This window comes from Paenibacillus sp. FSL R5-0470, from assembly GCF_037975205.1.
In the GTDB taxonomy this organism is placed as follows: Bacteria; Bacillota; Bacilli; order Paenibacillales; family Paenibacillaceae; genus Paenibacillus_AQ.
Map to the genome: position 1 here is coordinate 6,177,036 of NZ_CP150238.1, position 25,641 is coordinate 6,202,676.

Below are 25,641 nucleotides of genomic sequence, written 5' to 3' on the forward strand. Positions count from 1 at the left end.
TTATATATAATAGGCAGCAGTATTGCAAGCTAAAATAACAAAACAACGCATATTTTTTTCATGCGTTGCTTTATTACTATTATATAGGTTAAAGATTCGCAGTGGCAGACTTAAAAATCTCAGCTGACTCCGCAGTCTGTGCTGTTGCTGACCCAATTCCCTCTATTGTCTGAATCAATGTTCTTATTTCTTCTTCTACTATAACAATCTCTTGTGTGCTACTCCTCATCGCCTCTACAATTTCGGAAAACAAAAGACTAGTCTCAACGGATTGATGTTTCCCACTTTTGGTTAGCTCTTGTACCTTACGTATCTCCTCAACGACCTGTTGTGTGAGACTTCCCGATTTATAAGTCAGCTCTACGATCTGAATTACAGTATTCTTCGTATCCTCTGCCAACCGACTAACTTCTTGAGCAACTACACTAAACCCTCTACCATGCACTCCGGCTCTAGCGGCTTCTATCGTTGCATTAAGTGAAAGAATTTTAGTTTGATCTGCAATATCTTTAACTGAGTTTACGATTTTTTGAATTTGTTTAGAGGAATTGCTTAATTCGTGGACTGAATGTTCCATTTCACTAGTACTTTGATAAATAAGATTAATCTGTCCTGTTAAGCTATCCAAATGCTCATGTCCATCTGTAGCCAACCCCTGCGACTCTACAGCGGATGTAGCTGTACGTTGGAATGTTCTACTCACTTCATTGCTACTGGCTACTAGCTGCTTCACAGCGGCATTTGTATCGATACTAAAATCTATTAATTCGCTGCTGAATTCAGCAATTTTCTGCTTTAATTCATTTTTAACCAAAAGGTATTGCTGTTCCTTCTCTTTGACGTTCTCCTTCTCGTATTCCTCTAGGACAAGTTGTTGTTCAAGGTTAAGCAGCTTAGTTACGGTCTTAACTACATGTAGACGCGTATTGTCATCATGTGTCTCATTATAGATAACTTGTATAAAAACGTTCTGAAGATTTTGAAAAGCAGATAAGTACCATTTAGGCTCAAGTCCTACTCTTTTATGAATATTAGCAATCTTCATTCGCTTTGCTATGTATTCTTCATCAACTTTGCCATCAAAAATTTCAATGATATGCTCGCGGAGTGTTGTTTTCAACCTCTCGATACTACTATGCTCCAATATAATGGCTTCTAGTTTATCCACACCTAATACCGAATTATAAAATTGATCAATGATATAGTCTATATTCTTTTCAACGCTAGGCTTCACCCTACGTAATAAGTTCAAATCTGATTCAGATAGATCAATCATTCTCATTTGCTCATTGAGTTCGTCATAACCCTCAAGAGTATGAAAAAAATCTTCAGTACGCTTAATCTGGTGTTTATTTTCTATTAAATTAGGGGTGTGAGAATCCTCATTATTATTACGTGATGTTATAGCATGCATGAATGAAAAAGGACATTTTCCCATGTTATCACTCTCCCCTTAATTACTAATTTTTTACAATATTACCTTCCTTTCATTTTACTCTATGATTATTAAAATTGTAAACAATTTATCGTTGAATTTTGTTGAATTTTGTAGAAATATTCGAAATTTCATATTTATTTTATCGTATATTGTCGAAATTAAGATGGTTTATCCTATTAAATAACAAAAAGCCCCGGATTCTCCGCAAGAAGAATCCGGGGCACTATGATTCAGAGTCTACCCGCAGATAGAAACGAATTTATTTTTGGATGGAAGCTACGCTACCTGCTCCAACTGTGCGTCCACCTTCGCGAATGGAGAATTTAGTACCTTCTTCAATAGCGATAGGGGAGATCAAAGCAACAGTTACAGTGATGTTGTCACCAGGCATAACCATTTCAGTACCTTCTGGCAAGTTGATGATGCCAGTTACGTCAGTTGTACGGAAGTAGAACTGTGGACGGTAACCAGTGAAGAATGGTTTGTGACGTCCGCCTTCTTCTTTAGTCAAAACGTAGATTTGAGCAGTGAACTCAGTGTGTGGTTTAACAGAGTTCGGTTTAGCCAATACTTGGCCACGCTCGATCATAGTACGGTCTACACCACGAAGCAAAGCTCCGATGTTGTCGCCCGCTTGAGCGGAATCCAGCAATTTACGGAACATTTCTACGCCCGTAACTACGGATTTCTTAGTTTCTTCGTGAATACCAACGATTTCGATTTCTTCTCCGACTTTAACTGTTCCGCGTTCTACGCGACCAGTTGCCACAGTACCGCGGCCAGTGATGGAGAATACATCTTCGACAGGCATCAAGAATGGTTTGTCAGTTTGACGCTCTGGAAGTGGAATGTACTCGTCGATTGTTTCGAACATTTCAACAATCTTCTTAGCATATTCGCCTTCTGGGTTTTGAAGAGCTTCACGAGCAGAACCACGAATGATTGGAGTGTCGTCGCCTGGGAAGTCATACTCGCTCAGCAAGTCACGAACTTCCATTTCAACCAATTCCAACAACTCTTCGTCTTCAACCATGTCGCATTTGTTCAAGAAAACAACGATGTATGGAACACCTACTTGACGGGACAACAGGATGTGCTCGCGAGTTTGTGGCATAGGGCCATCAGCTGCGGATACAACCAGGATAGCTCCGTCCATTTGCGCTGCGCCTGTGATCATGTTTTTAACATAGTCGGCGTGACCAGGGCAGTCTACGTGAGCGTAGTGACGGTTAGGAGTTTCATATTCAACGTGGGAAGTGGAAATTGTGATACCACGTTCGCGCTCTTCAGGAGCTTTGTCGATTTGATCGAATGCGATAGCTGCGCCACCGTAAGTTTTGGACAATACAGTAGTGATTGCAGCAGTCAGAGTCGTTTTACCATGGTCGACGTGACCAATAGTACCGATGTTAACGTGCGGTTTGTTACGTTCAAACTTTGCCTTTGCCATTTGAACAGTTCCTCCTTAATGTGGGGTTCCTTATATTTGAGCCGCCCGCATATATGTTTATCTTAGATGACTGAGTAATTATACTCGGACGGCAAGTTAAAACTAGTAATTATTCTCCGCCTTTGTTCTTAGCAGCGATCTCTTCCGCAATGGATTTAGGAACTTCTTCATAGTGAGAAAGCTCCATTGAGAATACGCCACGTCCTTGAGTACCAGAACGAAGAGTTGTAGAGTATCCGAACATTTCGGAAAGAGGCACCTTAGCACGGATAATTTGCGCTCCACCACGGGAATCCATACCTTCGATACGGCCACGGCGGGAGTTCAGCATACCCATAACATCACCCATATATTCCTCAGGAACAGTTACTTCTACTTTCATGATTGGCTCAAGCAGGACAGGTTTACACTTGTCTTTAGCTGCTTTAAGCGCCATCGAGCCGGCAATTTTAAATGCCATTTCGTTGGAATCGACATCATGGTAAGAACCATCAACGATGGTAGCTTTAACGTCTACAAGCGGGAAGCCTGCAAGTACGCCGTTTTTCATTTGTTCTTCGATACCCGCAAGTGCAGGAGCGATGTACTCTCTAGGAACCGAGCCACCGACAACTTTACTTTCGAATTTGCTACCAGTACCTGGCTCGAGGGGTTCAAATTCAACCCACACGTGACCGTATTGACCACGACCACCAGATTGGCGTACAAATTTACCTTCGACGCGAGCAGGTGCCTTGAACGTTTCGCGGTAAGCAACCTGTGGTTTACCCACATTGGTTTCTACTTTGAACTCACGACGCATACGGTCGATGATGATGTCCAAGTGAAGTTCACCCATACCAGCCAGGATAGTTTGGCCTGTTTCTTCATCAGTATGAGCACGAAGAGTTGGATCCTCTTCAGTCAACTTACCGAGAGCAACGCCCAATTTATCTTGGTCAGCTTTTGTTTTTGGTTCAACAGCGATTTCGATAACTGGATCAGGGAAGTTCATTGATTCCAGAATTACTGGATGCTTCTCATCACACAGTGTATCACCTGTACTAGTGTCTTTCAAACCAACTGCTGCAGCGATGTCGCCAGAATACACGATGGAAATCTCTTGACGGCTGTTAGCATGCATTTGAAGGATACGACCAATACGTTCACGCTTGTTCTTAGTAGCATTAACTACGTAAGATCCGGACTCTAGAATACCAGAGTATACACGGAAGAACGTAAGTTTACCTACATAAGGGTCAGTCATGATTTTAAATGCCAAAGCTGCAAACGGTTCTTCATCCGAAGAATGACGAACTGCTTCAGTTCCATCATCAAGATGTCCAGTGATAGCTGGAACGTCAAGAGGAGATGGCAAGTAATCAACAACAGCATCCAGCATAAGCTGAATCCCTTTGTTACGGTAGGAGGATCCAACAATTACAGGGAACAATTTAACTTCAACTACGCCTTTGCGCAGTGCAGCTTTAATTTCCGGAACTGTAATTTCTTCGCCTTCCAGGTACTTCATAGTCAGATCTTCATCAAGTTCAGCAACTTTCTCGATCAACTCGAGACGCAGCTCCTCAACTTTGGCCAAATATTCTTCCGGAATATCCGTTACTTCGATGTTTTGGCCTAGATCATCTCTGAACATGTGTGCTTTTTGCTCAACGAGGTCGATAATACCAGTGAAATCACTTTCTGCACCAATTGGCAATTGAATAGCAACTGCATTGGCTTGAAGGCGATCACGCATAGTTTCGATTACGTTAAGGAAATCCGCACCGATAATGTCCATTTTGTTCACATATGCAATACGTGGAACGTTATAACGGTCAGCCTGTCTCCATACGGTTTCAGACTGAGGCTCAACGCCCTCTTTTGCACTAAATACACCTACTGCCCCATCCAATACACGCAGGGAACGTTCAACTTCAACAGTGAAGTCAACGTGTCCTGGGGTATCAATGATATTGATGCGGTGACCTTTCCACGCAGCAGTCGTAGCAGCGGACGTAATCGTGATTCCGCGCTCTTGTTCTTGCTCCATCCAGTCCATCGTAGCAGCACCCTCGTGAACTTCACCGATTTTGTGCGTACGGCCTGTATAGAAAAGAATCCGCTCTGTGGTAGTTGTTTTACCAGCATCAATATGCGCCATGATCCCGATATTACGTGTATTTTTTAAGGAGAACTCTCTAGCCATGAAATGGATCTCCCTTCAAAATATAAGTTATTTGAATGACTTTAATCCTACCAACGGTAGTGAGCGAACGCTTTGTTTGCTTCAGCCATTTTGTGTGTATCTTCGCGTTTCTTAACAGAAGCGCCTGTGTTGTTGGAAGCGTCGATGATCTCAGCCGCCAAACGCTCTTCCATCGTCTTCTCACCGCGGTTGCGAGAGTAGTTTACGAGCCAACGTAATCCCAGAGCAGTACGTCTCTCTGGTTTAACCTCGATAGGTACTTGATAGTTAGCACCACCGACACGACGAGCTTTGACTTCCAAAACCGGCATGATATTCTTGATGGCAGCTTCGAAAACTTCCATCGGATCTTTACCCGTACGTTCTTCAATCAACTTGAATGAATTGTACAGAATGCTTTGAGCGACACCTCTTTTACCACCCAGCATAATGCGGTTAATCAAACGAGTAACCAACTTGCTATTATACAACGGATCTGGCAATACGTCTCTCTTAGTAACTGGACCTTTGCGTGGCATGGATATCCCCCTTTCTTAAATGTTTATTATTCTAGAATTTTTTCTTATTTCTTAGCTTTAGGACGTTTAGCACCGTATTTAGAACGAGCTTGCATCCGGTTAGCTACACCTGCTGTATCCAATGCACCACGAACGATATGGTAACGAACCCCTGCAAGGTCCTTTACTTTACCTCCGCGAAGTAATACAACACTGTGCTCTTGTAAGTTATGTCCGATACCCGGGATATAAGCTGTTACCTCGAGACGGTTCGTCAAACGAACACGGGCATATTTACGAAGCGCTGAGTTTGGTTTACGTGGAGTCATAGTACCAACACGAGTGCACACACCGCGTTTTTGCGGAGCGCTCAAATTTGTAGCCTCACGCTTGAGGGCGTTATACCCTTTTTGAAGAGCGGGAGATTTAGATTTTTCGATTTTGGCTTGACGGCCTTTACGAACCAATTGGTTAATTGTTGGCATGTTGTTGCCACCCCCTTCCTGAAATGATAGCCGATTTAAGAACTCTAAGCCCACAGACCCAGGCGGTTCATAAAAAGACAAATGAAAAGTTCTTGCCGCTGGAGTTCACCCCAGTACAAAAACATTTCCGTAGCTATTGTTTTAAGACGGCTGCCATCGCAGCGCCAACTTCTATTCCGCAGGCCTTGCCCAAATTCAGCATCGTATCCACGTATGTGATTTTAACACCTTGTTTGTTACAAAGCATAACTATCCTGGAAGTAAGCCTTTGATCTCCGTCCTCTGCCACATAGACTTCTGCAGCTTGGCCCAACTCTACCGCCTTGACGGTTTGTTTGGTACCGATCTTGACCTGAGCATCCTGTAGTCCTCTATCATCAGTCATAATCATTACCTCCAATGAACAAGGATAACATGGCTACTCACGCACCTTAGACATTTTAGCATTATCAATAGATGGTGTCAAGAAATTCAGCAATAATTTTTATGAATATTATACACGGCAGATATTCGTGTCACACCTATGAATAGGTATGACACGAGTTCACTACCATGTTTGCTAATTTATTCAGCAGGAACCGGCTCTAAAGATTCAAGCGCGCTTTCTGCATTTGGATCACTTAGCTTAACATTACGGTAACGATTCATACCAGTACCTGCAGGAATCAACTTACCGATAATAACATTTTCTTTGAGTCCAAGCAACTTATCTACTTTGCCTTTGATAGCAGCGTCTGTTAAGACACGAGTAGTTTCTTGGAAAGATGCAGCGGATAAGAAGGAATCTGTCTCAAGAGATGCCTTGGTAATACCGAGTAAGACCGGTTTAGCAACTGCAGGCTCTTTACCTGACAAGATGGCTTCCTTGTTAGCAGCTTCATATTCATGAATATCCGCAAAAGCGCCTGGTAACAGACTTGTGTCACCTGCATCAATGATACGGATCTTCCGAAGCATTTGTTTGATCATAACTTCAATGTGCTTATCATTGATCTCAACGCCCTGGTTACGATATACACGCTGAACTTCTTGCAGAATGTAGTTTTGTACCCCACGGATCCCTTTGATTCGCAGCATTTCTTTAGGGTCAATCGAACCGTCTGTCAACTCATCGCCGGCTTCAATTTCTTGGCCTTCGCTGACACGTAGACGTGAACCATAAGTAATGGAATAAGTCTTGGATTCTGCTTCACCTTGAACCTCGATTTCACGACGATCTTTAGTTTCACGGATTTCCTTGATTACACCATCGATCTCACTGATTGTAGCCTGACCTTTAGGATTACGGGCTTCAAACAACTCTTGAATACGCGGCAAACCTTGCGTGATATCATCACCGGCAACACCGCCGGTATGGAACGTACGCATTGTAAGCTGGGTTCCTGGTTCACCGATAGATTGTGCAGCGATAATACCAACCGCTTCACCGATCTCAACGTGTTTACCAGTTGCCAAGTTACGACCGTAACATTTCTTACAAACACCATGACGAGCACGGCAGCTTAGTACAGAGCGGATTTGTAGCTTAGTTACACCAGCGTCTACGATTGCTTCCGCTTTATCGGAGTCAATCAAATCGTTGCGGTGAACAATGATTTCGCCTGTTTCCGGATGACGAACAGTCTCGAAGCAGTAACGACCTTCAATACGGTCATACAGATCCTCAATAACCTCTTTACCATCCTGAATACGACTAACTGTAAATCCTTTATCCGTTCCACAATCTTCCTCACGGACGATAACGTCCTGAGCTACGTCAACGAGACGACGAGTCAAGTAACCGGAGTCAGCAGTACGAAGTGCGGTATCGGCAAGACCTTTACGCGCTCCGTGAGTGGAGATAAAGTACTCCAAGACCGTAAGACCTTCACGGAAGTTCGCTTTAATTGGCAATTCGAAAATCCGACCCGAAGGTGTTGCCATCAGACCACGCATACCACCCAGCTGAGTGATCTGCGATTTGTTACCCCGCGCTTTGGAGTCAACCATGAGCATGATTGAGTTGAAACGGTCCATCGATTTAAGCAGGATGTTCGTAAGATCATCCTTCGTCTTCGACCAGATCTCAATAACGCGGTCGTACCGTTCGTCATTAGTGATCAGACCACGGCGATATTGGTTAGCAACCACATCTACCTTAGCTTCGGACTCTTTCAGAATCGTAACTTTCTCCTCAGGCACGATAACATCCGACACAGCAACGGTAACACCGGAACGTGTGGAGTAAGTAAAGCCGAGTTGTTTAATTTTATCCAAAATCATAGAGGTTTTGGTTGTATGATAAGTTTCAAAACAACGTGCGATAATCAGACCCAGATATTCTTTACCTACAGCGCTGGCTTCAGGAGCGGATTCAATCAGCTCGCGAATATCTGCGCCTTTTTCATAGATAAAGTATTTCTCTGGCGTGCCATGCAGCAAGTTAGTCTTAGTCGCTTCATTGATATAAGGGAAACTACTTGGGTAAATTTCATTAAAGATAATCTTACCGATCGTAGTAATCAACATTGCGCCTTGTTGTTTTTCCGTAAAGCAAGTCTTACCCAGTGCTTTAACTGGAATAGCTACACGAGCATGAAGACCTGCAGTTCCGCGCTGGTAAGCTGATACAGCTTCATTTACGGTACGCAGAATCATACCTGATCCTTTTTCTTCCTTATTGTCCATGGTCAGGTAGAAAGTACCAAGGACCATATCCTGGGAAGGTGTTACAACCGGTTTTCCGTCTTTAGGGTTCAAGATATTACCGGATGCAAGCATGAGAATACGTGCTTCCGCTTGAGCTTCTGCTGACAGAGGAACGTGCACCGCCATTTGGTCACCGTCAAAGTCGGCGTTATAAGCCGTACATACGAGTGGGTGAAGACGAATAGCATGACCTTCCACCAAAATCGGTTCAAAAGCTTGGATACCGAGACGGTGAAGTGTTGGTGCGCGGTTTAGAAGTACTGGGTGCTCTCTGATTACTTCTTCAAGTACATCCCATACTTCAGGACTTACACGCTCAACTTTACGTTTTGCGCTCTTTATGTTGTGGGCTAGGCCCTTATTAACCAATTCCTTCATGACAAAAGGCTTGAACAATTCTAGCGCCATTTTCTTAGGAAGTCCGCACTGATACATCTTGAGGTACGGTCCTACAACGATAACGGAACGACCAGAGTAGTCAACCCGTTTACCGAGCAAGTTCTGACGGAAACGTCCTTGTTTACCTTTCAGCATGTGGCTGAGAGATTTCAATGGACGGTTACCAGGACCCGTTACCGGACGTCCTCTACGGCCGTTATCGATGAGAGCATCGACAGCTTCCTGTAGCATCCGTTTCTCGTTCTGCACGATAATGTCAGGCGCACCAAGATCCAACAGTCTTTTCAGACGGTTGTTCCGGTTAATAACACGACGATAAAGATCGTTCAAATCAGACGTAGCAAAACGGCCACCATCCAATTGAACCATCGGACGAAGCTCCGGAGGAATAACCGGAAGAACATCCATGATCATCCAATCAGGTTTGTTGCCTGAGTTACGGAATGCTTCAATGACTTCCAGACGTTTAATCGCCCGGTTACGACGTTGGCCTTGGGCCGTACGCAGTTCTTCTTTGAGGAATTCCAGCTCTTTTTCGATGTCGATGTCTTGAAGAAGCTTCTTAACAGCTTCAGCACCCATGCCCGCTTGGAATCCGTAACCGTATTTTTCACGGTAGCTACGATATTCTTTCTCGGATAGAAGTTGTTTCTTTTCCAGCGGTGTTTCACCTGGATCAGTTACAACATACGAAGCAAAGTAGATAATCTCTTCAAGTGATCTTGGAGACATATCTAGTGCCAAACCCATACGGCTTGGGATACCTTTGAAGTACCAGATATGAGATACCGGAGCAGCCAATTCAATGTGACCCATACGTTCACGACGAACTTTAGCACGAGTAACTTCAACGCCACAACGGTCGCAGACTACGCCCTTATAACGGACACGTTTGTATTTACCGCAATGACATTCCCAGTCTTTTTGAGGTCCAAAGATACGCTCACAGAAAAGACCCTCTTTTTCCGGTTTCAATGTTCGATAGTTAATGGTTTCCGGTTTCTTAACTTCTCCGCGGGACCATGAACGAATCTTCTCCGGAGAAGCGAGTCCGATTTTCATAAATTCAAAATTGTTAACGTCCAACAAGGAGCAACCCTCCTTAACCTAATCCTGATTTAGTACCGCTTTGCCCTCCTCTGACTGTTACATCAAAAGAGGGCGCGGTCCTTTATAAAATGGAACTCAAAAGCTCCAACGTGATTATTCTACTCCGACTTCTGCGCCTTCTAAATTCAGGCTCAGCTTGTCGCCTGACGTCTCGTCCTCATCGTCCAATTCTCTCATTTCAATTTCCTGCTCGTCACCACTAAGAATCTTAACATCCATACCCAGGGACTGCAGTTCTTTGATCAATACCTTGAACGACTCAGGAACACCTGGTTCCGGTACATTTTCACCTTTGACAATGGATTCGTACGTCTTCACGCGACCAACCACGTCATCGGATTTTACAGTCAAAATTTCTTGCAATGTATATGCAGCACCGTAAGCTTCAAGCGCCCACACTTCCATCTCCCCGAAACGCTGTCCACCAAACTGAGCTTTACCACCCAGTGGCTGTTGCGTAACTAGTGAGTAAGGTCCTGTTGAACGGGCGTGAATCTTATCATCAACCATGTGCGCTAGTTTGATCATATGCATGACGCCGACAGTAACTTCACGTTCGAAGCGTTCACCTGTACGACCATCGTACAATACAGTCTTACCATTACGCTGCATGCCAGCTTCTTCCATCGTATCAAATACGTCGTACTCACGTGCTCCGTCGAATACCGGCGTTGCAATGTGAATTCCCAGACGCAATGCGGCCATACCAATATGGACCTCAAGCACCTGTCCGATGTTCATACGAGAAGGAACGCCTAGAGGGTTAAGAACAACCTGTACCGGCGTACCGTCCGGAAGGAACGGCATATCTTCTTCTGGCAGGATACGAGCAACGACACCCTTGTTACCGTGACGTCCGGCCATTTTGTCACCTTCAGAAATCTTACGTTTCTGAGCGATGTACACACGAACCAATTGATTTACGCCAGGAGGCAGCTCATCGCCGTTCTCACGTGTAAATACTTTAACGTCAACGATAATACCATCACTACCGTGAGGAACACGTAAAGAGGTATCCCGTACTTCACGAGCCTTCTCACCAAAGATAGCGTGTAGGAGACGCTCTTCTGCAGTCAATTCAGTTACACCCTTAGGAGTAACCTTACCAACTAGAATGTCACCAGCACTGATTTCCGCACCGATGCGGATAATTCCACGCTCATCAAGATTGCGCAGAGCTTCTTCGCCCACGTTTGGAATATCACGTGTGATTTCTTCAGGTCCCAGTTTAGTGTCACGAGCTTCGGATTCGTATTCCTCGATATGAATCGAAGTGTATACATCTTCCTTAACTAGCTTTTCACTTAACAGGATCGCATCCTCGTAGTTGTAACCTTCCCAAGTCATGAACGCAACGACTACGTTACGACCAAGAGCAAGTTCGCCCATTTCTGTAGAAGGACCGTCCGCCAGGATGTCACCCTTCTTAACAATATCCCCTCTTTTAGCTAGAGGACGTTGGTTAATACAGGTACCTTGGTTAGAACGCATAAACTTGTGTAATTTATATTTAACGATATCGCCTTTAACTTCTTTGCCTTCGACAGTTTCAACCCGGCGCAGCCAAATTTCATTAGCTGAAGAGCGTTCGATAATACCGTCATATTTAGAAACAACACACACGCCAGAATCCTTAGCGGATTTATGTTCCATCCCTGTTCCGACGAGCGGAGCTTTAGGAATTAGAAGTGGAACGGCTTGACGCTGCATGTTAGATCCCATCAGAGCGCGGTTGGAGTCATCGTTCTCAAGGAACGGAATGAGCGCCGTAGCGACGGATACGACCTGTTTAGGCGAAACGTCCATGTAATCTACACGATTACTTGGCATTGTTGTAATGTTGTCAGAGTCTTTATTGTAACGAACGATTACCATGTCTTCCTTAAAGGAGCCATCTTCATCGATCAATACATTAGCCTGAGCAACTACATAATTATCTTCCTCATCAGCAGTCAGATAATCGATTTGTTCAGTTACCTTACCTGTCTTTGGATCTACCCAACGATACGGAGCTTCAATAAAGCCGTATTCGTTGATACGAGCAAAGGTGGACAAGGAGTTGATCAATCCAATGTTCGGACCTTCCGGTGTTTCAATTGGACACATCCGGCCGTAGTGACTGTGATGGACGTCACGAACTTCAAAGCCCGCGCGTTCACGTGTCAAACCACCGGGTCCGAGTGCAGACAGACGACGTTTATGCGTAAGTTCCGCAAGTGGGTTCGTCTGGTCCATAAACTGAGACAGCTGGGAGCTACCGAAGAACTCTTTAATGGACGCGATAACCGGACGAATATTGATCAGAGCTTGAGGCGTAATTGCATTAGCATCCTGAATCGACATTCTTTCACGCACAACGCGCTCCATACGGGACAAACCGATACGGAACTGATTCTGCAGAAGTTCACCCACAGAACGCAGACGACGGTTACCCAGATGGTCGATATCATCGGTATTACCAATTCCGTGAAGCAAATTAATAAAGTAGCTGATCGAGGATATAATATCAGCTTGAGTAATGTGCTTAACAGACTTATCGATGTTGCCGTTAGCGATCAGCTTAATAACCCGACCTTCTTCAATTGGCGAGAATACGTCAATTGTTTGAAGAGGAATATCTTCGCTGTCCATAACTCCACCAGTAACACGGTAGTTCTTAAAGGCAACATTCTTTTCGAAGTAAGGAATCAATTCATCAAGCAGTCTGCGATCGACCATTTGACCGGACTCAGCCAGGATTTCTCCTGTAGCTTCGTCAACCAAAGGCTGAGCAAGACGTTGATTGAAAAGACGGTTCTTAATGTGTAGCTTTTTATTGATTTTGTAACGGCCTACATTAGCTAGGTCGTAGCGTTTTGGATCAAAGAAACGCGCGACCAGCAAACTTTTGGCATTGTCTAGTGTCGGCGGTTCGCCCGGACGCAAACGCTCATAAATTTCAATAAGCGCCTTCTCCGTGGAGTCCGTGTTGTCTTTATCCAGCGTATTGCGAATATATTCATCATTGCCAAGCAATTCCAGAATTTCGGCATCACTACCGAAACCGAGAGCACGCAAAAGTACGGTAACAGGAATTTTACGAGTCCGATCGATACGAACATACATAATATCCTTAGCGTCGGTCTCAAGTTCCAACCAGGCTCCGCGGTTCGGGATTACTGTGGCGGTGTAGGTTTTTTTGCCGTTCTTATCCACTTTTGTGCTGAAATAGACGCTTGGAGAGCGAACCAACTGGCTGACAATAACCCGTTCCGCACCGTTAATAATAAAAGTGCCGGTCTCCGTCATCAGCGGGAAATCTCCCATGAACACTTCCTGCTCTTTGACCTCACCGGTCTCCTTATTAATGAGCCGCACCTTTACACGCAGAGGAGCCGCATACGTCACGTCCCGCTCTTTAGCGTCGTCAACCGTATATTTTGGTTCACCCAGGCTGTAATCAATGAACTCTAGTACCAAATTACCTGTGAAATCCTGGATCGGCGAGATGTCCTGAAACATTTCCCGCAATCCTTCCTCCAAAAACCAATCATAAGATTTTTGTTGGATCTCGATCAGGTTCGGGACCTCGAGTACCTCGTTAATTCTCGCATAGCTCCGCCGAGTGCGTCGACCATACTGAACAAGATGTCCTGCCAACTTTACTCACCCCTCATGTCTACTCACTTAAAAATTGATTGCGAACCCTTGTTTGGAACCGTATAATGGAACCATACTACAAGGATTCAGTCATAAATAAAAGAAAAGCCCTTATCGAAATCTTCGAAAAAAGAGCGCACTTATCCATGACCAAAATACTCCTTATCCAGTAGATTTGCCCAAAACGTACATATTATACGTCACCAAGCAACAGTTTATGCGCTATTATCTATTACCGCGTAACACTCGCTACGCCAGAGCATAGAGAACCAATTCGCAAAAAACTTGCCGTGCGGCTTGCGCTAGCCGGCGACAATATATCGCTTGACATTTTCAGCAAACTAAAGACATGGAGCCTATCTTAATACTGACATTTTATAATAATACCATTATCACTATCACATGTCAATAACCTATTGATTTTTATTTTTGAGCTTTAATAATACGATAACCTTTATCTTTGCCCACTTCTTCTACATTTGAGAACAAGCTTTCAAGTTTAGCTACCGCTGATGGAGCGCCCTGCTTCTTCTGAATGACAATCCACAGAAATCCACCCTCATTTAAATGCTCATAAGCTTCTTCAAAAATCTGATGCACTACAGCTTTTCCTGCACGTATCGGAGGATTGGTAAGAATCACATCGAACTTTTGTTGTTCATTCAATGCGCCGAGCACATCGCTTTCCATTACCGTAACATTCCGGATTCCATTGTGCTGGGCATTTTCACGCGCAAGTTCTACCGCACGACTATTAATATCAATCATCGTAACTTGCCCTTTGGGGGCTAGGTATGCTGCACTTATGCCTATCGGTCCATATCCGCAACCCACATCAAGCACTGCTGAACCGTCCGGAATATCCATAGCTTCAATGAGAACTCGACTACCGTAATCGATGTCTCCTTTAGAGAACACACCCGCATCACTTGTGAAACGAAAGCTTTTGCCTCTTAGAAAGGTGTCGATGGTACGTCTGTCATGACGCACTTCCGGTTGCTGCGAATAATAATGTTGCGACATCTCTATCCTCCCTTTCCTTTATGTTAATAGTTTGTATTCACACAACCCTACTAACTCTATCAAGCATAAACGCCTCTGATGTCCTTATAAGGACGGTAAGCGTTCAAGCGAGAAATATAAAGATAAAGTATAATGTGAAACTTATACTTTCTTATATTTTTATAAAATAAACCCCTTGAACAAGTTCAAGGGGTTTTCAGTATAGAAGGAATTACTTCACTTCTACAGCTGCGCCTGCTTCTTCCAATTTTGCTTTAGTAGCTTCGGCTTCGTCTTTGCTTACTTTTTCTTTGATTGCTTTTGGTGCGTTGTCTACAAGGTCTTTAGCTTCTTTCAAGCCAAGGCCTGTGATTTCGCGAACGATTTTGATAACGTTGATTTTGGAAGCGCCAGCGCCTGTCAAAATTACGTCAAATTCGGATTGCTCTTCAGCTACTGCTGCTACCGCACCGCCAGCTGCTACTGGAGCTGCTGCTGTTACGCCGAATTCTTCTTCAATTGCTTTAACCAGGTCGTTCAGTTCCAATACGCTCATGCCTTTAATTGCTTCCAAGATTGCTTCTTTACTCATGATTGAACCTCCATTTATAATTTAAATTTGTTTGTGGTATTGATTTATGCTGCAAGAGCCAAAGGCTTACGCGCTTTGTTCTTCTTTTTCAGCAACAGCTTTAACTGCAAGCGCGAAGTTGCGCATTGGAGCTTGAAGTACGCTAAGCAGCATGGACAGCAAACCATCGCGGGATGGAAGCTCAGCCAGTGCTTTCAATTGGTCCGCGTCGATGACACGTCCTTCTACTACGCCGCCTTTCAATTTCAAAGCGTCGTTTTTCTTGGCGAAATCGTTCAAAATTTTAGCTGGAGCTACTGCATCAGTTGTGCTGAATGCGATAGCTGTTGGACCAGTCAAAACTTCATCCAACTCAGTCAACTCAGCCGCAGCAGTTGCGCGACGTAGCAATGTGTTCTTCAGGACTTGAAACTCAACGCCAGCTTCACGAAGTTGCTTACGCAGTTCAGTCACTTGGGAAACGTTCAATCCACGATAGTCCGCTACAACAGTTGAAAGACTGTTTTGCAGTTTCGCAGTAACAACGTCAACCGCATCCTGTTTTGCTTGAATTACTTTTGCATTTGCCAATGTATACACCTCCTGAAAATTTATGTGTCGGCGTCCTTTCCAAGGAAAGTATCACCGCTCCTACGCAGGCATTAGAAAAGCCTCCGCAGAATCACGAAGGCTTGATAAAACGAAAGTTATACGAGCGAGCTCGTTACTTCTTGTTTCTATCACAACACCTCGGTAGGGAATTAAGCACTAAGGCACCTACTGTCTACGGTAAGCATATTCAAGGTTAAGATTGATACCTTAAGTTTCACAACTGTTATAGATTATCAAAATCGACCCAAAGAGTCAACCCTTATTTATCTGAAGACGGTTGTGTTCACACGAGCGCTAGGACCCATTGTGGAAGAAATCGAGATGCCTTTAAGGTATACACCTTTAGCAGCAGCTGGTTTCGCACGGTTCAAAGCGTCGATAAGAGCTTTAAGGTTATCGTTCAATTGTGTAGCATCAAAGGACACTTTGCCGATTGGCGCGTGAATTTGACCTGCTTTGTCAAGACGATATTCGATTTTACCGGCTTTGATTTCTTGCACAGCCTTGGAAACATCGAATGTAACTGTGCCAGCTTTAGGGTTAGGCATAAGACCTTTACCACCAAGCAGACGACCCAGTTTACCGACTTCACTCATCATATCAGGTGTAGCTACGCAGACATCAAATTCAAACCAGCCTTGTTGAATTTTGTTGATCATGTCTTGATCACCAACAAAATCCGCGCCAGCAGCTTCTGCCTCTTTCGCTTTTTCACCTTTTGCAAATACAAGCACGCGTTGTGTTTTACCAGTGCCGTGAGGCAGGACAACAACACCACGAACTGCTTGGTCTTGTTTACGCGGGTCTACACCCAGACGAACTGCCGCTTCAACGGTTTCGTCGAATTTTGCAGTCGCTGCCTTTTTCACAAGCTCTACAGCTTCTGAAGGCTCGTAAGTTGCTTCGCTGTTGATCAGCTTAGCAGCTTCTTGGTATTTCTTACCATGTTTAGCCATGAAAATGTTCCTCCTTTGTGGTGTTAGCGGAAATTCCTCCCACATACTTGCGGGTCACGAATGACCGATTCTTCGAAAACTACTAGTCTTCGATTGTGATACCCATACTGCGAGCAGTACCTTCAACCATACGCATTGCAGCTTCTACAGATGCAGCGTTAAGGTCTGGCATTTTTGTTTCAGCAATTTCACGAACCGCAGCGCGGCCGATTTTTGCTACTTTTTTCTTGTTTGGTTCGCCGGATCCTTTTTCTACTTTAGCAGCGATGCGAAGCAGAACAGCAGCCGGAGGGGTTTTAGTGATGAACGTAAAGGAACGGTCTTCAAATACTGTAATTTCAACCGGAATGATCAAGCCAGCCTGGTCGGCAGTACGAGCATTAAATTCCTTACAGAATGCCATGATGTTGACACCTGCTTGACCTAACGCCGGACCTACTGGAGGCGCTGGATTCGCTTTCCCTGCAGGAATCTGCAGTTTCACCATTTTAATAACTTTTTTAGCCATGAGTGACACCTCCTTGCAAAAATAGTGGTCTTCGAACGCCATTGGCGCTCTCCCACAAGAAACCCTTAGCTTATGTTATATTTTCTCCACTTGAGTGAAATCCAACTCTAGCGGGGTTTCCCGTCCAAACATGTTCACATGCACTTTGATCTTGCTCTTGTCAGCCAAAATTTCTTCCACGGATCCCACAAAATTCGCAAACGGACCAACCATAATACGTACGGATTCCTTGATTTCGAAATCAATCTTCGCTTTAGGTTCAACCATGCCCATATGCTTCAGAATTTGTTCTACCTCTTCCGGAAGCAAAGCTGTTGGTTTAGACCCTGAGCCTGTCGAACCAACAAATCCAGTAACGCCCGGAGTATTGCGGACAACATACCAGGAATCATCAGTCTGAACCATTTCCACCAAAACATAACCCGGGTAAACTTTACGCATAACGGTTTTTTTCTTACCGTCTTTGTTTACGATTTCTTCTTCCATAGGAACAAGAACGCGGAATATTTTGTCTTCCATGCCCATGGACTCAACGCGCTTTTCCAAATTGGCTTTGACCTTATTCTCATACCCAGAATAGGTATGAACGACATACCATCTTTTTTCCATATCAAGCCACCTGGGACCTCTCTAAATAATCGCTTCAATCACAGCGGAAATACCGATGTCCAGAACCCAGAAGTAAATAGCGACAACTACAATTGTACCGAGAACGATCAATGTATAGTTGGTCAATTCTTTACGACTTGGCCAGCGAACTTTTTTGAGTTCACTCCAGCTCTCAGTGAAAAAGGAAAACATAGACTTGAAACTACGTTTCATGCCGACTACACCTCCACAGACTATCTGGTTTCGCGATGAGGAGTTTGCGAGTTACAATACTTGCAAAATTTCTTCATCTCCATGCGGTCGGGGTGATTTCGCTTGTTTTTGGTAGTCGCATAGTTTCTTTGTTTGCAACTTGTACAAGCCAAAGTGATAATTACCCGCATGATGTGCACCTCCCGAGACGTCCTTCTAACATTACAATTAGAAGACGTAAATATTGATCCTAAAAAAAGCCGCGAATTTAGGCCTACCTAAAACACTTTAGCATAATGTCAAGGTCTGTGTCAACGAAAGAATTCCGTTCTGCACTGGGTAATTTCGGGTGTTATAGTCATATGGCCGTACCCTGTCCTTGGGTCTATCTCTTCCTCACACTTCGCTGTCTTCCTTATCATTATGGGGCATTCCGACTGTGTATAAACCTACCCTCAACGGCAACAACTAAAATCGACTCAAATAGAAATTTATGGTGTTAGCTCCTAATTCTATCTAAGCAATTTCATGAGACTAAAAAAAAGAACTCGATGTACGAGCCCTCTTGTGTTCATTATATCATTAATTGTCACGCACTTCTAGATATCTTTCTAATTTCCGCTTTACTCGTTGTAAAGCGTTGTCAATAGATTTCACATGCCGCTTCAGATCTTCAGCAATTTCCTGATAAGATCGTCCGTCTAAATACAACATCAGAACCTTACGCTCTAGGTCACTTAAAATCTCCGCCATCTTATCTTCAAGTCCAATGAATTCTTCTTGATTGATAATTAGCTCTTCTGGATCTAGTACCTGAGTTCCACAAATGACATCCATAAGCGTCCGGTCGGAATCTTCATCATAAATGGGCTTATCCAACGAAACATAAGAATTGAGCGGAATATGCTTCTGACGCGTGGCCGTCTTAATAGCAGTTATAATCTGACGTGTTATGCAGAGCTCAGCAAAAGCCTTGAATGAAGAGAGCTTGTCACCTTTAAAGTCACGAATAGCCTTATATAGACCAATCATTCCTTCTTGAACAATATCTTCACGATCTGCCCCGATCAAGAAATAAGAGCGGGCTTTAGCACGTACAAAATTACGGTATTTATTAATTAAGTGTTCCAATGCGCCACTGTCGCCACCACGGAAAGCCTCGACAATATCTTCATCACTTATGAAATCATACTCGGATAGCATTATTTCCTTGAGGTCGACACTCACCAAGAATCCCCCCGGCTGCAACGCAAGACACATCGTTACTTCGCGAAATATAGGATCAGTATATATTATGTTACCTTACACCGTCAACCGGATTTGTCCAAAAACAATCTGGAATAGCATAAAATGGAATAAAAATATTACCTAAATCTTTCCTCTTGTCACTGCCTACGCCAATTTTCCAGTTTACTCCGCACATCAGGAGGCAGTTTGTCTTCCAAAGAATGACGTGTAGAACTGATACTTCCCGGTTCGATAGCTTTTTTCACTTGTTTCTGGTTCTCTTCAATTTCTAGGTGCAATTCTCTTGCAGAAATCCGCAGTGCACCTTGGGCGAAAATAATATGTTGCTCCACAAAGTCACTTGTTGCAACATAGATCTGCCGACGTCGGTTGCTAAATTCTCCAACCAATCGCTCGATGCATTCATCTGCGGTTTCTTTTTCCTTGGTGAAAAACACCTGGACTTTGCCCTGGACAAATGACCGACCCAATCCTGGAACGCGGTATGCATCAAACACAGCAATAACTCGTCGTCCTGAGTAAGCCTGGTAATCAGCCAGCAAATCCATCAAGCGGTCGCGTGCTTCCTGCATACCAATCTGGGACAGTGCCGCTAGTTCCGGCCAGCCACCGATCATATTATACCCGTCCACAAGCAGCACATCGCGCCAGTCGGCCATAGTTATCCCTGCTGTTGCCGAAGGCGTACCACTTCATACATAATGACTCCTGCGGCGACAGAGGCATTTAATGAATTGATCTTTCCGGCCATCGGCAGCTTAAGTAATACATCACATTTTTCACGAATCAGGCGTCCCATCCCTTTATTCTCATTACCGATTACAACAGCTACCGGTCCTGTGAAAATATTGGATCCAAACAGATTCTGATCTGTATCCACATCCGTACCTACTACCCAGACTCCCTGCTCTTTCAGACGATCAATGGTCTGACCTAGGTTAGTCACCCGCGCAACCGGAACATATTCCACGGCACCCGCCGATGTTTTGGAGACGGTAGCAGTAATCTGAGCCGAACGACGTTTAGGTACGATTACTCCATGCACTCCAGTACAATCTGCTGTCCGCAGAATGGACCCTAGGTTATGAGGATCTTCAATCTCATCCAGCAAAATCAAGAATGCAGGCTCTCCTTTGGCTTCAGCTGCAGCCAGCAGATCATCTACCTCGACATAGGCAAAAGGCGCGGCTTGAGCAACTACCCCCTGATGTTGAACTCCAGGAGCAAGCTGATCCAGCTTACGCTTGTCCACATGCTGAATGACAATCCCCGCTTTACGTGCTTCAGCGACGATTGGTGCGGTCAGATGCTTCTGAGCCGTTTCTGCAATCCATATTTTATTTAATGTACGACCCGCACGAAGCGCCTCAAGCACTGAATGCTTCCCAGCCAATATTTCCTCTTCTGTCTTCAAATCTTCTTCCATGTTCACTTCTCCTATTCTCTATTTCGCAAAAGCCTTATCACGGCTGTTTCAACATAAACTGTATGCCACTATTCACAATTTCTTGTATTCTCTCCTGTTGACCTGTGTAGTATAAGTAACCTATCAGACACTCAAAAGCAGTAGCATGACGGTATTCAAGCACATCTGCATTCTTAGGAATACTTCCCGATTTAGCATTTCTCCCCTGACGGGCGACATCTTTTTCCTCTTCTGTGAGACTTGGCTCCAAAAATCCAAGAATTGCACTCTGCGCCTTAGCGGATACAAGTCCTGTAGCGGAGCGATGCAAATGGTTTGGGCGCAAATTCGGAAGAGATACTAGATACTGGCGAACTGACACTTCGTAAATGGCATCTCCTACATAGGCAAGCACAATTGGCGAGAGGAGTCGCGCAGGTTTGGAAGGCTCGTAAGGAAACCACCCGTTCTGAAACTTGCGTTCCTCACTCATTTCCGCCGCCACCGCATTCCTTGCGGAGTATCCTCAAGCAATATGCCCAAGCGACCTAATTCATCACGAATCTCATCGGACCGGCTCCAATTCTTATTTTTACGCGCTTCAACCCGCTCCGCGATCAATCGTTCAACTTCTTCACTCGCGATCTCTTCTTCCTCATGCTCAGGTGTCAAACGCAGCACAGCATTCATTTCCCCAAAAGCTTGCAAGAGCGCAGCAAAATCAGCAGGGGCTGCTTCACTATTCGCAAGGGTATGGTTTGCAAGACTCACCCAATCAAACATAGCGGTAATCGCATCAGGGGTATTAAAGTCATCCTGCATTCTAGCATGAAAATTGGCCACAATAGCAGATAACTTATCATTAATCTCTAAGCTGACCTCACCCTGAGCACCTTCAGCAGCAAGTTCAAGACGATGCTTAACGTTACTTTCTGCAAGTGAGATACGTTCTACGCTCTTTTCAGCTGAAGTCATTGAATCCACCGAGAAGTTCAACGGATTACGATAATGGGTCGATAGCATGAAATAACGAATAGTCCCAGCTTTAAATTGCCCACGGATATCTTTCACAAGCCAACCGTTACCCAATGATTTCGACATTTTTTCATCACCGATGTTGATAAATCCATTATGCATCCAATAATTAGAGAGTGGCTTACCCGTCAGAGCTTCTGTCTGAGCGCATTCGCATTCATGATGCGGGAACTGCAAATCTTGTCCACCCCCGTGGATGTCCATCGTATCCCCCAAGAACTCTCTTGCCATGGCCGAGCATTCAATATGCCAGCCCGGGCGTCCATTTCCCCACGGGCTCTGCCAGTACACTTCACCTGGTTTTGCTGCTTTCCACAGCACAAAGTCCTCAGGTTTCTCTTTCCGTGAGTCTACCTCCACGCGAATACCAAATTGTAATTCATCTAGATTCTGACGGGACAGCTTACCATAGTCTTCAAATTTGGAAGTACGGTAGTATACATCGCCACCACTCTCGTAGGCATACCCTTTTTCCTCGAGCTCTTTAATGAATCCAATGATCAGCTCCATGCTTTCTGTTACCCGCGGATTCAATGTTGCCGGTTTTACTCCAAGCCCTTCAAGATCCTCACGATAAGCATTAATAAAGATCTCAGCAACCTCTGCTACTGAAGTGTTCATTTCTTCTGCTTTGCGTATGAGTTTATCATCTACATCTGTGAAGTTCGTAACATACCGTACCTCATTGCCGAGTTGCTCCAAATAATTTCGGACCATATCAAAGACAATAATAGGTCTAGCATTTCCGATATGCATATATCCATAAACGGTTGGACCACATACATACATTTTCACTTTGCCCGACTCTTGGGGCACAAACTGCTCCTTGCTGCGTGTCATTGTGTTGTAAATTTGTAAAGCCATCCTATTCCAACCCTTTCTGTTGTCCCGATTCCTTAAGTACCGGATATGCTTAAATTTCGTAATCACCAATGTACTGCTGAGTTTCAACTAGCCGCTGCGCGGTCTTTTGCTTATCTTCTTCGCCAAGCTTCTCTCTGATCTCTTCGATCTCTTTTTGCAGAAAGCGAAGTGAATCTACAAGCGGGTCTGGCATCTTGGTATGATCCAAGCGATCGGATACACGTTCACCGTTACGTTTTACTACACGGCCCGGATTTCCTACTACTGTACTGTTATTTGGAACTTCACGCAGCACAACCGCATTCGAACCTATATTTGAATTGTCGCCGATACGAAACGATCCTAATACCTTCGCACCAGAACCAATAACTACATTGTTGCCAACTGTGGGATGGCGCTTACCTTTTTCTTTCCCTGTCCCCCCAAGTGTAACACCTTGATAGATAATAACATCATCACCGATTTCACAGGTTTCCCCAATAACAATCCCCATACCATGGTCGATAAACAGCCTATTTCCGATGACAGCTCCGGGATGGATTTCAACACCGGTCATAAATCTACTAAACTGTGAGACCATACGGGCCATTGTATACCAGCGGCGTTTGAAAAAAGAATGGGCAATCCGGTGACCCCAAATGGCGTGCAACCCTGCATATGTGAAGACAACCTCGAACCAGCTGCGGGCAGCGGGATCGTTATCAAATACCGCCCGAATGTCCGACTTAATATGCTTAAACATCACGGTTCCTCTCTTCTTGACTCCCCCATCTCCTGTTTACAGGTACACAAGGAAGGTATTGTCTCCAATCCATCATTCTTATCATACATATGCTGTGGGTGTTTGCTTGGTTTGTTATATTAGAAAAGATACCCTGAAACAAAAAAAGCCCCTGCAGCATAAAGCTGCAGAGACGTTTAACCGCGGTTCCACTCTGCTTGAACGAATCAAACAGACTGCTGTTGTTACCATCGGCAGAGTTCCTTCGTTCCACTTGGCATCATTAACGGCGATGTACCCGGCGCGATCTAACGAGCCTTTAGGATCGTTCAACCGTGCAGCTCACAGGCGCATGTTCTGCCCCGGACAAATGAATAACTCCCAGCCCGAAAGGGTATCCCTTTCTCGGTTATTCTCTCTGGCAATTGCCTTTATGGACGTACTTCTCCTGATCACAGCTATTATCATATGGTTCTATCTTAGCGTAAAAGATAAGGGACTGACAAGAGGCTTAATGATAAGTAATACTACCTTAAGCTCCTTTAATTTGTGATTTCAAACGTTCGATGACACGGTTTTGGCCGAGCAAAGCAATCGTTATATTAAGATCACGTCCGTGCGTTTGTCCGGTCAAAGCCACACGTATCGGCATAAAGAGCGCTTTGCCTTTGTGCCCTGTTTCTTTCTGCACTTCCTTAATCAGTACAGCCATATTACTAGCACTGAAATCCTGACAAGCTTCAACCTTAGCTAGGAAAGCAGACAAGACTTCAGGCACTTGGCTTTCCGCCAGAACCTGCGCCGCTTCTGTTTCTAACTCCAGATGGCTGCGGAAGAATAGTTCAGATAGCTCTACGATATCGGAGGCAGAGTTCATCTGCTCTTGATACAGTGCTACAAGGCTTTCTGCCCATGCCTGCTGCTCATCATTCAGCTCAGCCGGTATTTTCCCCGCTTTTTGCAGATGTGGAATCGCTAATGCCGAGATCCGTTTAGGATCAGCATGCTTAATATAGTGATTATTTAGATGCGCCAGCTTGTGCTTATCGAATACAGCCGGACTTTTGGACAAACGGTCCGCATCAAAAATAGAAATAAGTTCTTCTTTACTGAAGATCTCCTCTTCTCCCTCTGGCGACCAGCCCAGTAGAGAAATGAAGTTAACCAAAGCCTCAGGCAAGTAACCCAATTCATCATATTGCTCAATAAATGTAATTACAGATTGATCCCGCTTGCTAAGCTTCTTATGGTTGTCACCGACAATCAGTGTCATATGACCAAATATTGGGGGTTTCCAACCAAGAGCCTCATAGATCATTAGCTGACGTGGTGTGTTGGAAATATGATCTTCCCCACGTAGTACATGGGTGATAGCCATCAAATAATCATCAACAGCTACCGCAAAGTTATAGGTCGGAATTCCGTCCTTCTTCACGATAACAAAATCACCCATTTCTTTCGTATCAAAAGAAATAGTACCTTTTACGATATCATCGAACGTGTACGTACGATCTTCTGGTACACGGAAGCGAATGCTAGCTACTCGTCCCTCAGCTTCAAAGGCAAGGCGTTGTTCTTCCGTCAAATCACGGTGTTTGCCGGAATAACGAGGGGTTTCTCCACGTGCAGTCTGTTCTTCACGTTCTGCTTCCAGTTCTTCCTCTGTGCAGTAGCAGCGGTAAGCTAAACCTTTGTCCAGCAAATCCTGCCAATATACACGATATAGGTCAAGACGTTCAGTCTGGCGGTAAGGTCCGTACTCTCCGCCAACATCAACACTCTCATCCCAATCCATGCCTAGCCATTTCAAATACTTAAGCTGGCTCTCTTCGCCGCCTGCGACATTGCGCTTCACGTCTGTATCTTCAATTCTGATAATGAATTTACCGCCTTTATTACGGGCGAACAGATAGTTAAACAGCGCCGTTCTGGCGTTACCTATATGTAAATGTCCCGTAGGGCTCGGTGCGTAACGCACCCGGACTTGATCCGTCATTATATTCCCTCCGCTTCATATGGTTAAA

23 protein-coding genes and 1 other annotated feature are annotated in these 25,641 nt (G+C 44.5%); all 23 genes read right to left on the reverse strand.

Going from position 1 to position 25,641, the window contains the following annotated elements:
- Positions 1 to 88: 88 nt before the first annotated feature.
- The 23 genes from MKY99_RS27545 to gltX all read right to left on the reverse strand — a co-directional run bounded on the left by MKY99_RS27545 (position 89) and on the right by gltX (position 25,613).
- Positions 89 to 1,414, reverse strand: coding sequence for a globin-coupled sensor protein (locus MKY99_RS27545; protein ID WP_339267418.1), 1,326 nt, complete (start codon positions 1,412 to 1,414; stop codon positions 89 to 91).
- A gap of 283 nt (positions 1,415 to 1,697) precedes the next feature.
- Positions 1,698 to 2,888 (reverse strand): elongation factor Tu, encoded by a 1,191-nt coding sequence (gene tuf, locus MKY99_RS27550; protein WP_042192178.1) that lies wholly within the window; start codon positions 2,886 to 2,888, stop codon positions 1,698 to 1,700.
- A gap of 109 nt (positions 2,889 to 2,997) precedes the next feature.
- Positions 2,998 to 5,076 (reverse strand): elongation factor G, encoded by a 2,079-nt coding sequence (gene fusA, locus MKY99_RS27555; protein WP_042192180.1) that lies wholly within the window; start codon positions 5,074 to 5,076, stop codon positions 2,998 to 3,000.
- Positions 5,077 to 5,123: 47 nt separating this feature from the next.
- The gene (gene rpsG, locus MKY99_RS27560; RefSeq protein WP_036680520.1) at positions 5,124 to 5,594 is read right to left on the reverse strand and encodes a 30S ribosomal protein S7; all 471 of its coding nucleotides are present in this window, start codon (positions 5,592 to 5,594) and stop codon (positions 5,124 to 5,126) included.
- A gap of 44 nt (positions 5,595 to 5,638) precedes the next feature.
- The gene (gene rpsL / locus MKY99_RS27565; RefSeq protein ID WP_036680518.1) at positions 5,639 to 6,058 is read right to left on the reverse strand and encodes a 30S ribosomal protein S12; all 420 of its coding nucleotides are present in this window, start codon (positions 6,056 to 6,058) and stop codon (positions 5,639 to 5,641) included.
- 133 nt (positions 6,059 to 6,191) lie between these two features.
- On the reverse strand, positions 6,192 to 6,443 hold the full coding sequence (locus MKY99_RS27570; protein WP_042131229.1) for a ribosomal L7Ae/L30e/S12e/Gadd45 family protein: 252 nt from the start codon (positions 6,441 to 6,443) through the stop codon (positions 6,192 to 6,194).
- 179 nt (positions 6,444 to 6,622) lie between these two features.
- Positions 6,623 to 10,234 (reverse strand): DNA-directed RNA polymerase subunit beta', encoded by a 3,612-nt coding sequence (gene rpoC / locus MKY99_RS27575; protein ID WP_042192182.1) that lies wholly within the window; start codon positions 10,232 to 10,234, stop codon positions 6,623 to 6,625.
- Positions 10,235 to 10,348: 114 nt separating this feature from the next.
- On the reverse strand, positions 10,349 to 13,894 hold the full coding sequence (gene rpoB, locus MKY99_RS27580) for a DNA-directed RNA polymerase subunit beta (protein ID WP_042131231.1): 3,546 nt from the start codon (positions 13,892 to 13,894) through the stop codon (positions 10,349 to 10,351).
- A 423-nt stretch (positions 13,895 to 14,317) separates the two neighbouring features.
- The gene (locus MKY99_RS27585; protein WP_339267422.1) at positions 14,318 to 14,917 is read right to left on the reverse strand and encodes a class I SAM-dependent methyltransferase; all 600 of its coding nucleotides are present in this window, start codon (positions 14,915 to 14,917) and stop codon (positions 14,318 to 14,320) included.
- A gap of 211 nt (positions 14,918 to 15,128) precedes the next feature.
- Positions 15,129 to 15,488 carry a 50S ribosomal protein L7/L12 gene (gene rplL / locus MKY99_RS27590; protein WP_036680508.1) on the reverse strand — a complete coding sequence of 120 codons (360 nt, stop codon included), beginning with the start codon at positions 15,486 to 15,488 and terminating at the stop codon, positions 15,129 to 15,131.
- A gap of 66 nt (positions 15,489 to 15,554) precedes the next feature.
- On the reverse strand, positions 15,555 to 16,058 hold the full coding sequence (gene rplJ, locus MKY99_RS27595; protein WP_042192187.1) for a 50S ribosomal protein L10: 504 nt from the start codon (positions 16,056 to 16,058) through the stop codon (positions 15,555 to 15,557).
- Between the two features lie 64 nt (positions 16,059 to 16,122).
- Positions 16,123 to 16,275: a sequence feature (ribosomal protein L10 leader region), on the reverse strand.
- A 67-nt stretch (positions 16,276 to 16,342) separates the two neighbouring features.
- Entirely contained in the window at positions 16,343 to 17,035 is a 693-nt protein-coding gene (gene rplA / locus MKY99_RS27600) for a 50S ribosomal protein L1 (RefSeq protein WP_339267424.1), read from the reverse strand.
- Positions 17,036 to 17,117: 82 nt separating this feature from the next.
- A complete protein-coding gene (gene rplK, locus MKY99_RS27605) occupies positions 17,118 to 17,543 on the reverse strand; it encodes a 50S ribosomal protein L11 (protein WP_042131235.1) in 426 nt (141 codons plus the stop codon).
- A 75-nt stretch (positions 17,544 to 17,618) separates the two neighbouring features.
- Positions 17,619 to 18,152, reverse strand: a complete 534-nt coding sequence (gene nusG / locus MKY99_RS27610) for a transcription termination/antitermination protein NusG (protein ID WP_036680499.1) — start codon at positions 18,150 to 18,152, stop codon at positions 17,619 to 17,621.
- Positions 18,153 to 18,173: 21 nt separating this feature from the next.
- A complete protein-coding gene (gene secE / locus MKY99_RS27615; RefSeq protein WP_036680497.1) occupies positions 18,174 to 18,365 on the reverse strand; it encodes a preprotein translocase subunit SecE in 192 nt (63 codons plus the stop codon).
- Positions 18,366 to 18,385: 20 nt separating this feature from the next.
- On the reverse strand, positions 18,386 to 18,535 hold the full coding sequence (rpmG, locus tag MKY99_RS27620) for a 50S ribosomal protein L33 (protein ID WP_076099620.1): 150 nt from the start codon (positions 18,533 to 18,535) through the stop codon (positions 18,386 to 18,388).
- 391 nt (positions 18,536 to 18,926) lie between these two features.
- Positions 18,927 to 19,571, reverse strand: coding sequence for an RNA polymerase sporulation sigma factor SigH (gene sigH / locus MKY99_RS27625; RefSeq protein WP_036680496.1), 645 nt, complete (start codon positions 19,569 to 19,571; stop codon positions 18,927 to 18,929).
- Positions 19,572 to 19,729: 158 nt separating this feature from the next.
- Positions 19,730 to 20,251 carry an NYN domain-containing protein gene (locus MKY99_RS27630; RefSeq protein WP_076286854.1) on the reverse strand — a complete coding sequence of 174 codons (522 nt, stop codon included), beginning with the start codon at positions 20,249 to 20,251 and terminating at the stop codon, positions 19,730 to 19,732.
- Positions 20,252 to 20,253: 2 nt separating this feature from the next.
- On the reverse strand, positions 20,254 to 21,018 hold the full coding sequence (gene rlmB, locus MKY99_RS27635; protein ID WP_042131237.1) for a 23S rRNA (guanosine(2251)-2'-O)-methyltransferase RlmB: 765 nt from the start codon (positions 21,016 to 21,018) through the stop codon (positions 20,254 to 20,256).
- Positions 21,019 to 21,055: 37 nt separating this feature from the next.
- Complete coding sequence (locus tag MKY99_RS27640) at positions 21,056 to 21,490, reverse strand: Mini-ribonuclease 3 (RefSeq protein ID WP_042192194.1); 435 nt, start codon at positions 21,488 to 21,490, stop codon at positions 21,056 to 21,058.
- Complete coding sequence (gene cysS / locus MKY99_RS27645; protein ID WP_042192197.1) at positions 21,487 to 22,896, reverse strand: cysteine--tRNA ligase; 1,410 nt, start codon at positions 22,894 to 22,896, stop codon at positions 21,487 to 21,489. Before cysS ends, MKY99_RS27640 begins: the two co-directional genes overlap by 4 nt.
- Before the next feature lie 49 nt (positions 22,897 to 22,945).
- Positions 22,946 to 23,638, reverse strand: a complete 693-nt coding sequence (gene cysE / locus MKY99_RS27650; RefSeq protein ID WP_042192199.1) for a serine O-acetyltransferase — start codon at positions 23,636 to 23,638, stop codon at positions 22,946 to 22,948.
- A gap of 511 nt (positions 23,639 to 24,149) precedes the next feature.
- On the reverse strand, positions 24,150 to 25,613 hold the full coding sequence (gene gltX / locus MKY99_RS27655; protein WP_339267428.1) for a glutamate--tRNA ligase: 1,464 nt from the start codon (positions 25,611 to 25,613) through the stop codon (positions 24,150 to 24,152).
- Positions 25,614 to 25,641 lie beyond the last annotated feature (28 nt).

Excerpts from the sequence above, each read along its gene's own strand:
- MKY99_RS27545 (WP_339267418.1), bottom strand. The coding sequence starts at position 1,414 with ATGCATGCTATAACATCACGTAATAATAATGAGGATTCTCACACCCCT.
- tuf (WP_042192178.1), bottom strand. The coding sequence starts at position 2,888 with ATGGCAAAGGCAAAGTTTGAACGTAACAAACCGCACGTTAACATCGGT.
- fusA (WP_042192180.1), bottom strand. The coding sequence starts at position 5,076 with ATGGCTAGAGAGTTCTCCTTAAAAAATACACGTAATATCGGGATCATG.
- rpsG (WP_036680520.1), bottom strand. The coding sequence starts at position 5,594 with ATGCCACGCAAAGGTCCAGTTACTAAGAGAGACGTATTGCCAGATCCG.
- rpsL (WP_036680518.1), bottom strand. The coding sequence starts at position 6,058 with ATGCCAACAATTAACCAATTGGTTCGTAAAGGCCGTCAAGCCAAAATC.
- MKY99_RS27570 (WP_042131229.1), bottom strand. The coding sequence starts at position 6,443 with ATGACTGATGATAGAGGACTACAGGATGCTCAGGTCAAGATCGGTACC.
- MKY99_RS27585 (WP_339267422.1), bottom strand. The coding sequence starts at position 14,917 with ATGTCGCAACATTATTATTCGCAGCAACCGGAAGTGCGTCATGACAGA.
- rplL (WP_036680508.1), bottom strand. The coding sequence starts at position 15,488 with ATGAGTAAAGAAGCAATCTTGGAAGCAATTAAAGGCATGAGCGTATTG.
- rplA (WP_339267424.1), bottom strand. The coding sequence starts at position 17,035 with ATGGCTAAACATGGTAAGAAATACCAAGAAGCTGCTAAGCTGATCAAC.
- rplK (WP_042131235.1), bottom strand. The coding sequence starts at position 17,543 with ATGGCTAAAAAAGTTATTAAAATGGTGAAACTGCAGATTCCTGCAGGG.
- nusG (WP_036680499.1), bottom strand. The coding sequence starts at position 18,152 with ATGGAAAAAAGATGGTATGTCGTTCATACCTATTCTGGGTATGAGAAT.
- secE (WP_036680497.1), bottom strand. The coding sequence starts at position 18,365 with ATGAAACGTAGTTTCAAGTCTATGTTTTCCTTTTTCACTGAGAGCTGG.
- rpmG (WP_076099620.1), bottom strand. The coding sequence starts at position 18,535 with ATGCGGGTAATTATCACTTTGGCTTGTACAAGTTGCAAACAAAGAAAC.
- MKY99_RS27630 (WP_076286854.1), bottom strand. The coding sequence starts at position 20,251 with ATGGCCGACTGGCGCGATGTGCTGCTTGTGGACGGGTATAATATGATC.
- rlmB (WP_042131237.1), bottom strand. The coding sequence starts at position 21,018 with ATGGAAGAAGATTTGAAGACAGAAGAGGAAATATTGGCTGGGAAGCAT.
- MKY99_RS27640 (WP_042192194.1), bottom strand. The coding sequence starts at position 21,490 with ATGAGTGAGGAACGCAAGTTTCAGAACGGGTGGTTTCCTTACGAGCCT.
- cysS (WP_042192197.1), bottom strand. The coding sequence starts at position 22,896 with ATGGCTTTACAAATTTACAACACAATGACACGCAGCAAGGAGCAGTTT.
- cysE (WP_042192199.1), bottom strand. The coding sequence starts at position 23,638 with ATGTTTAAGCATATTAAGTCGGACATTCGGGCGGTATTTGATAACGAT.
- gltX (WP_339267428.1), bottom strand. The coding sequence starts at position 25,613 with ATGACGGATCAAGTCCGGGTGCGTTACGCACCGAGCCCTACGGGACAT.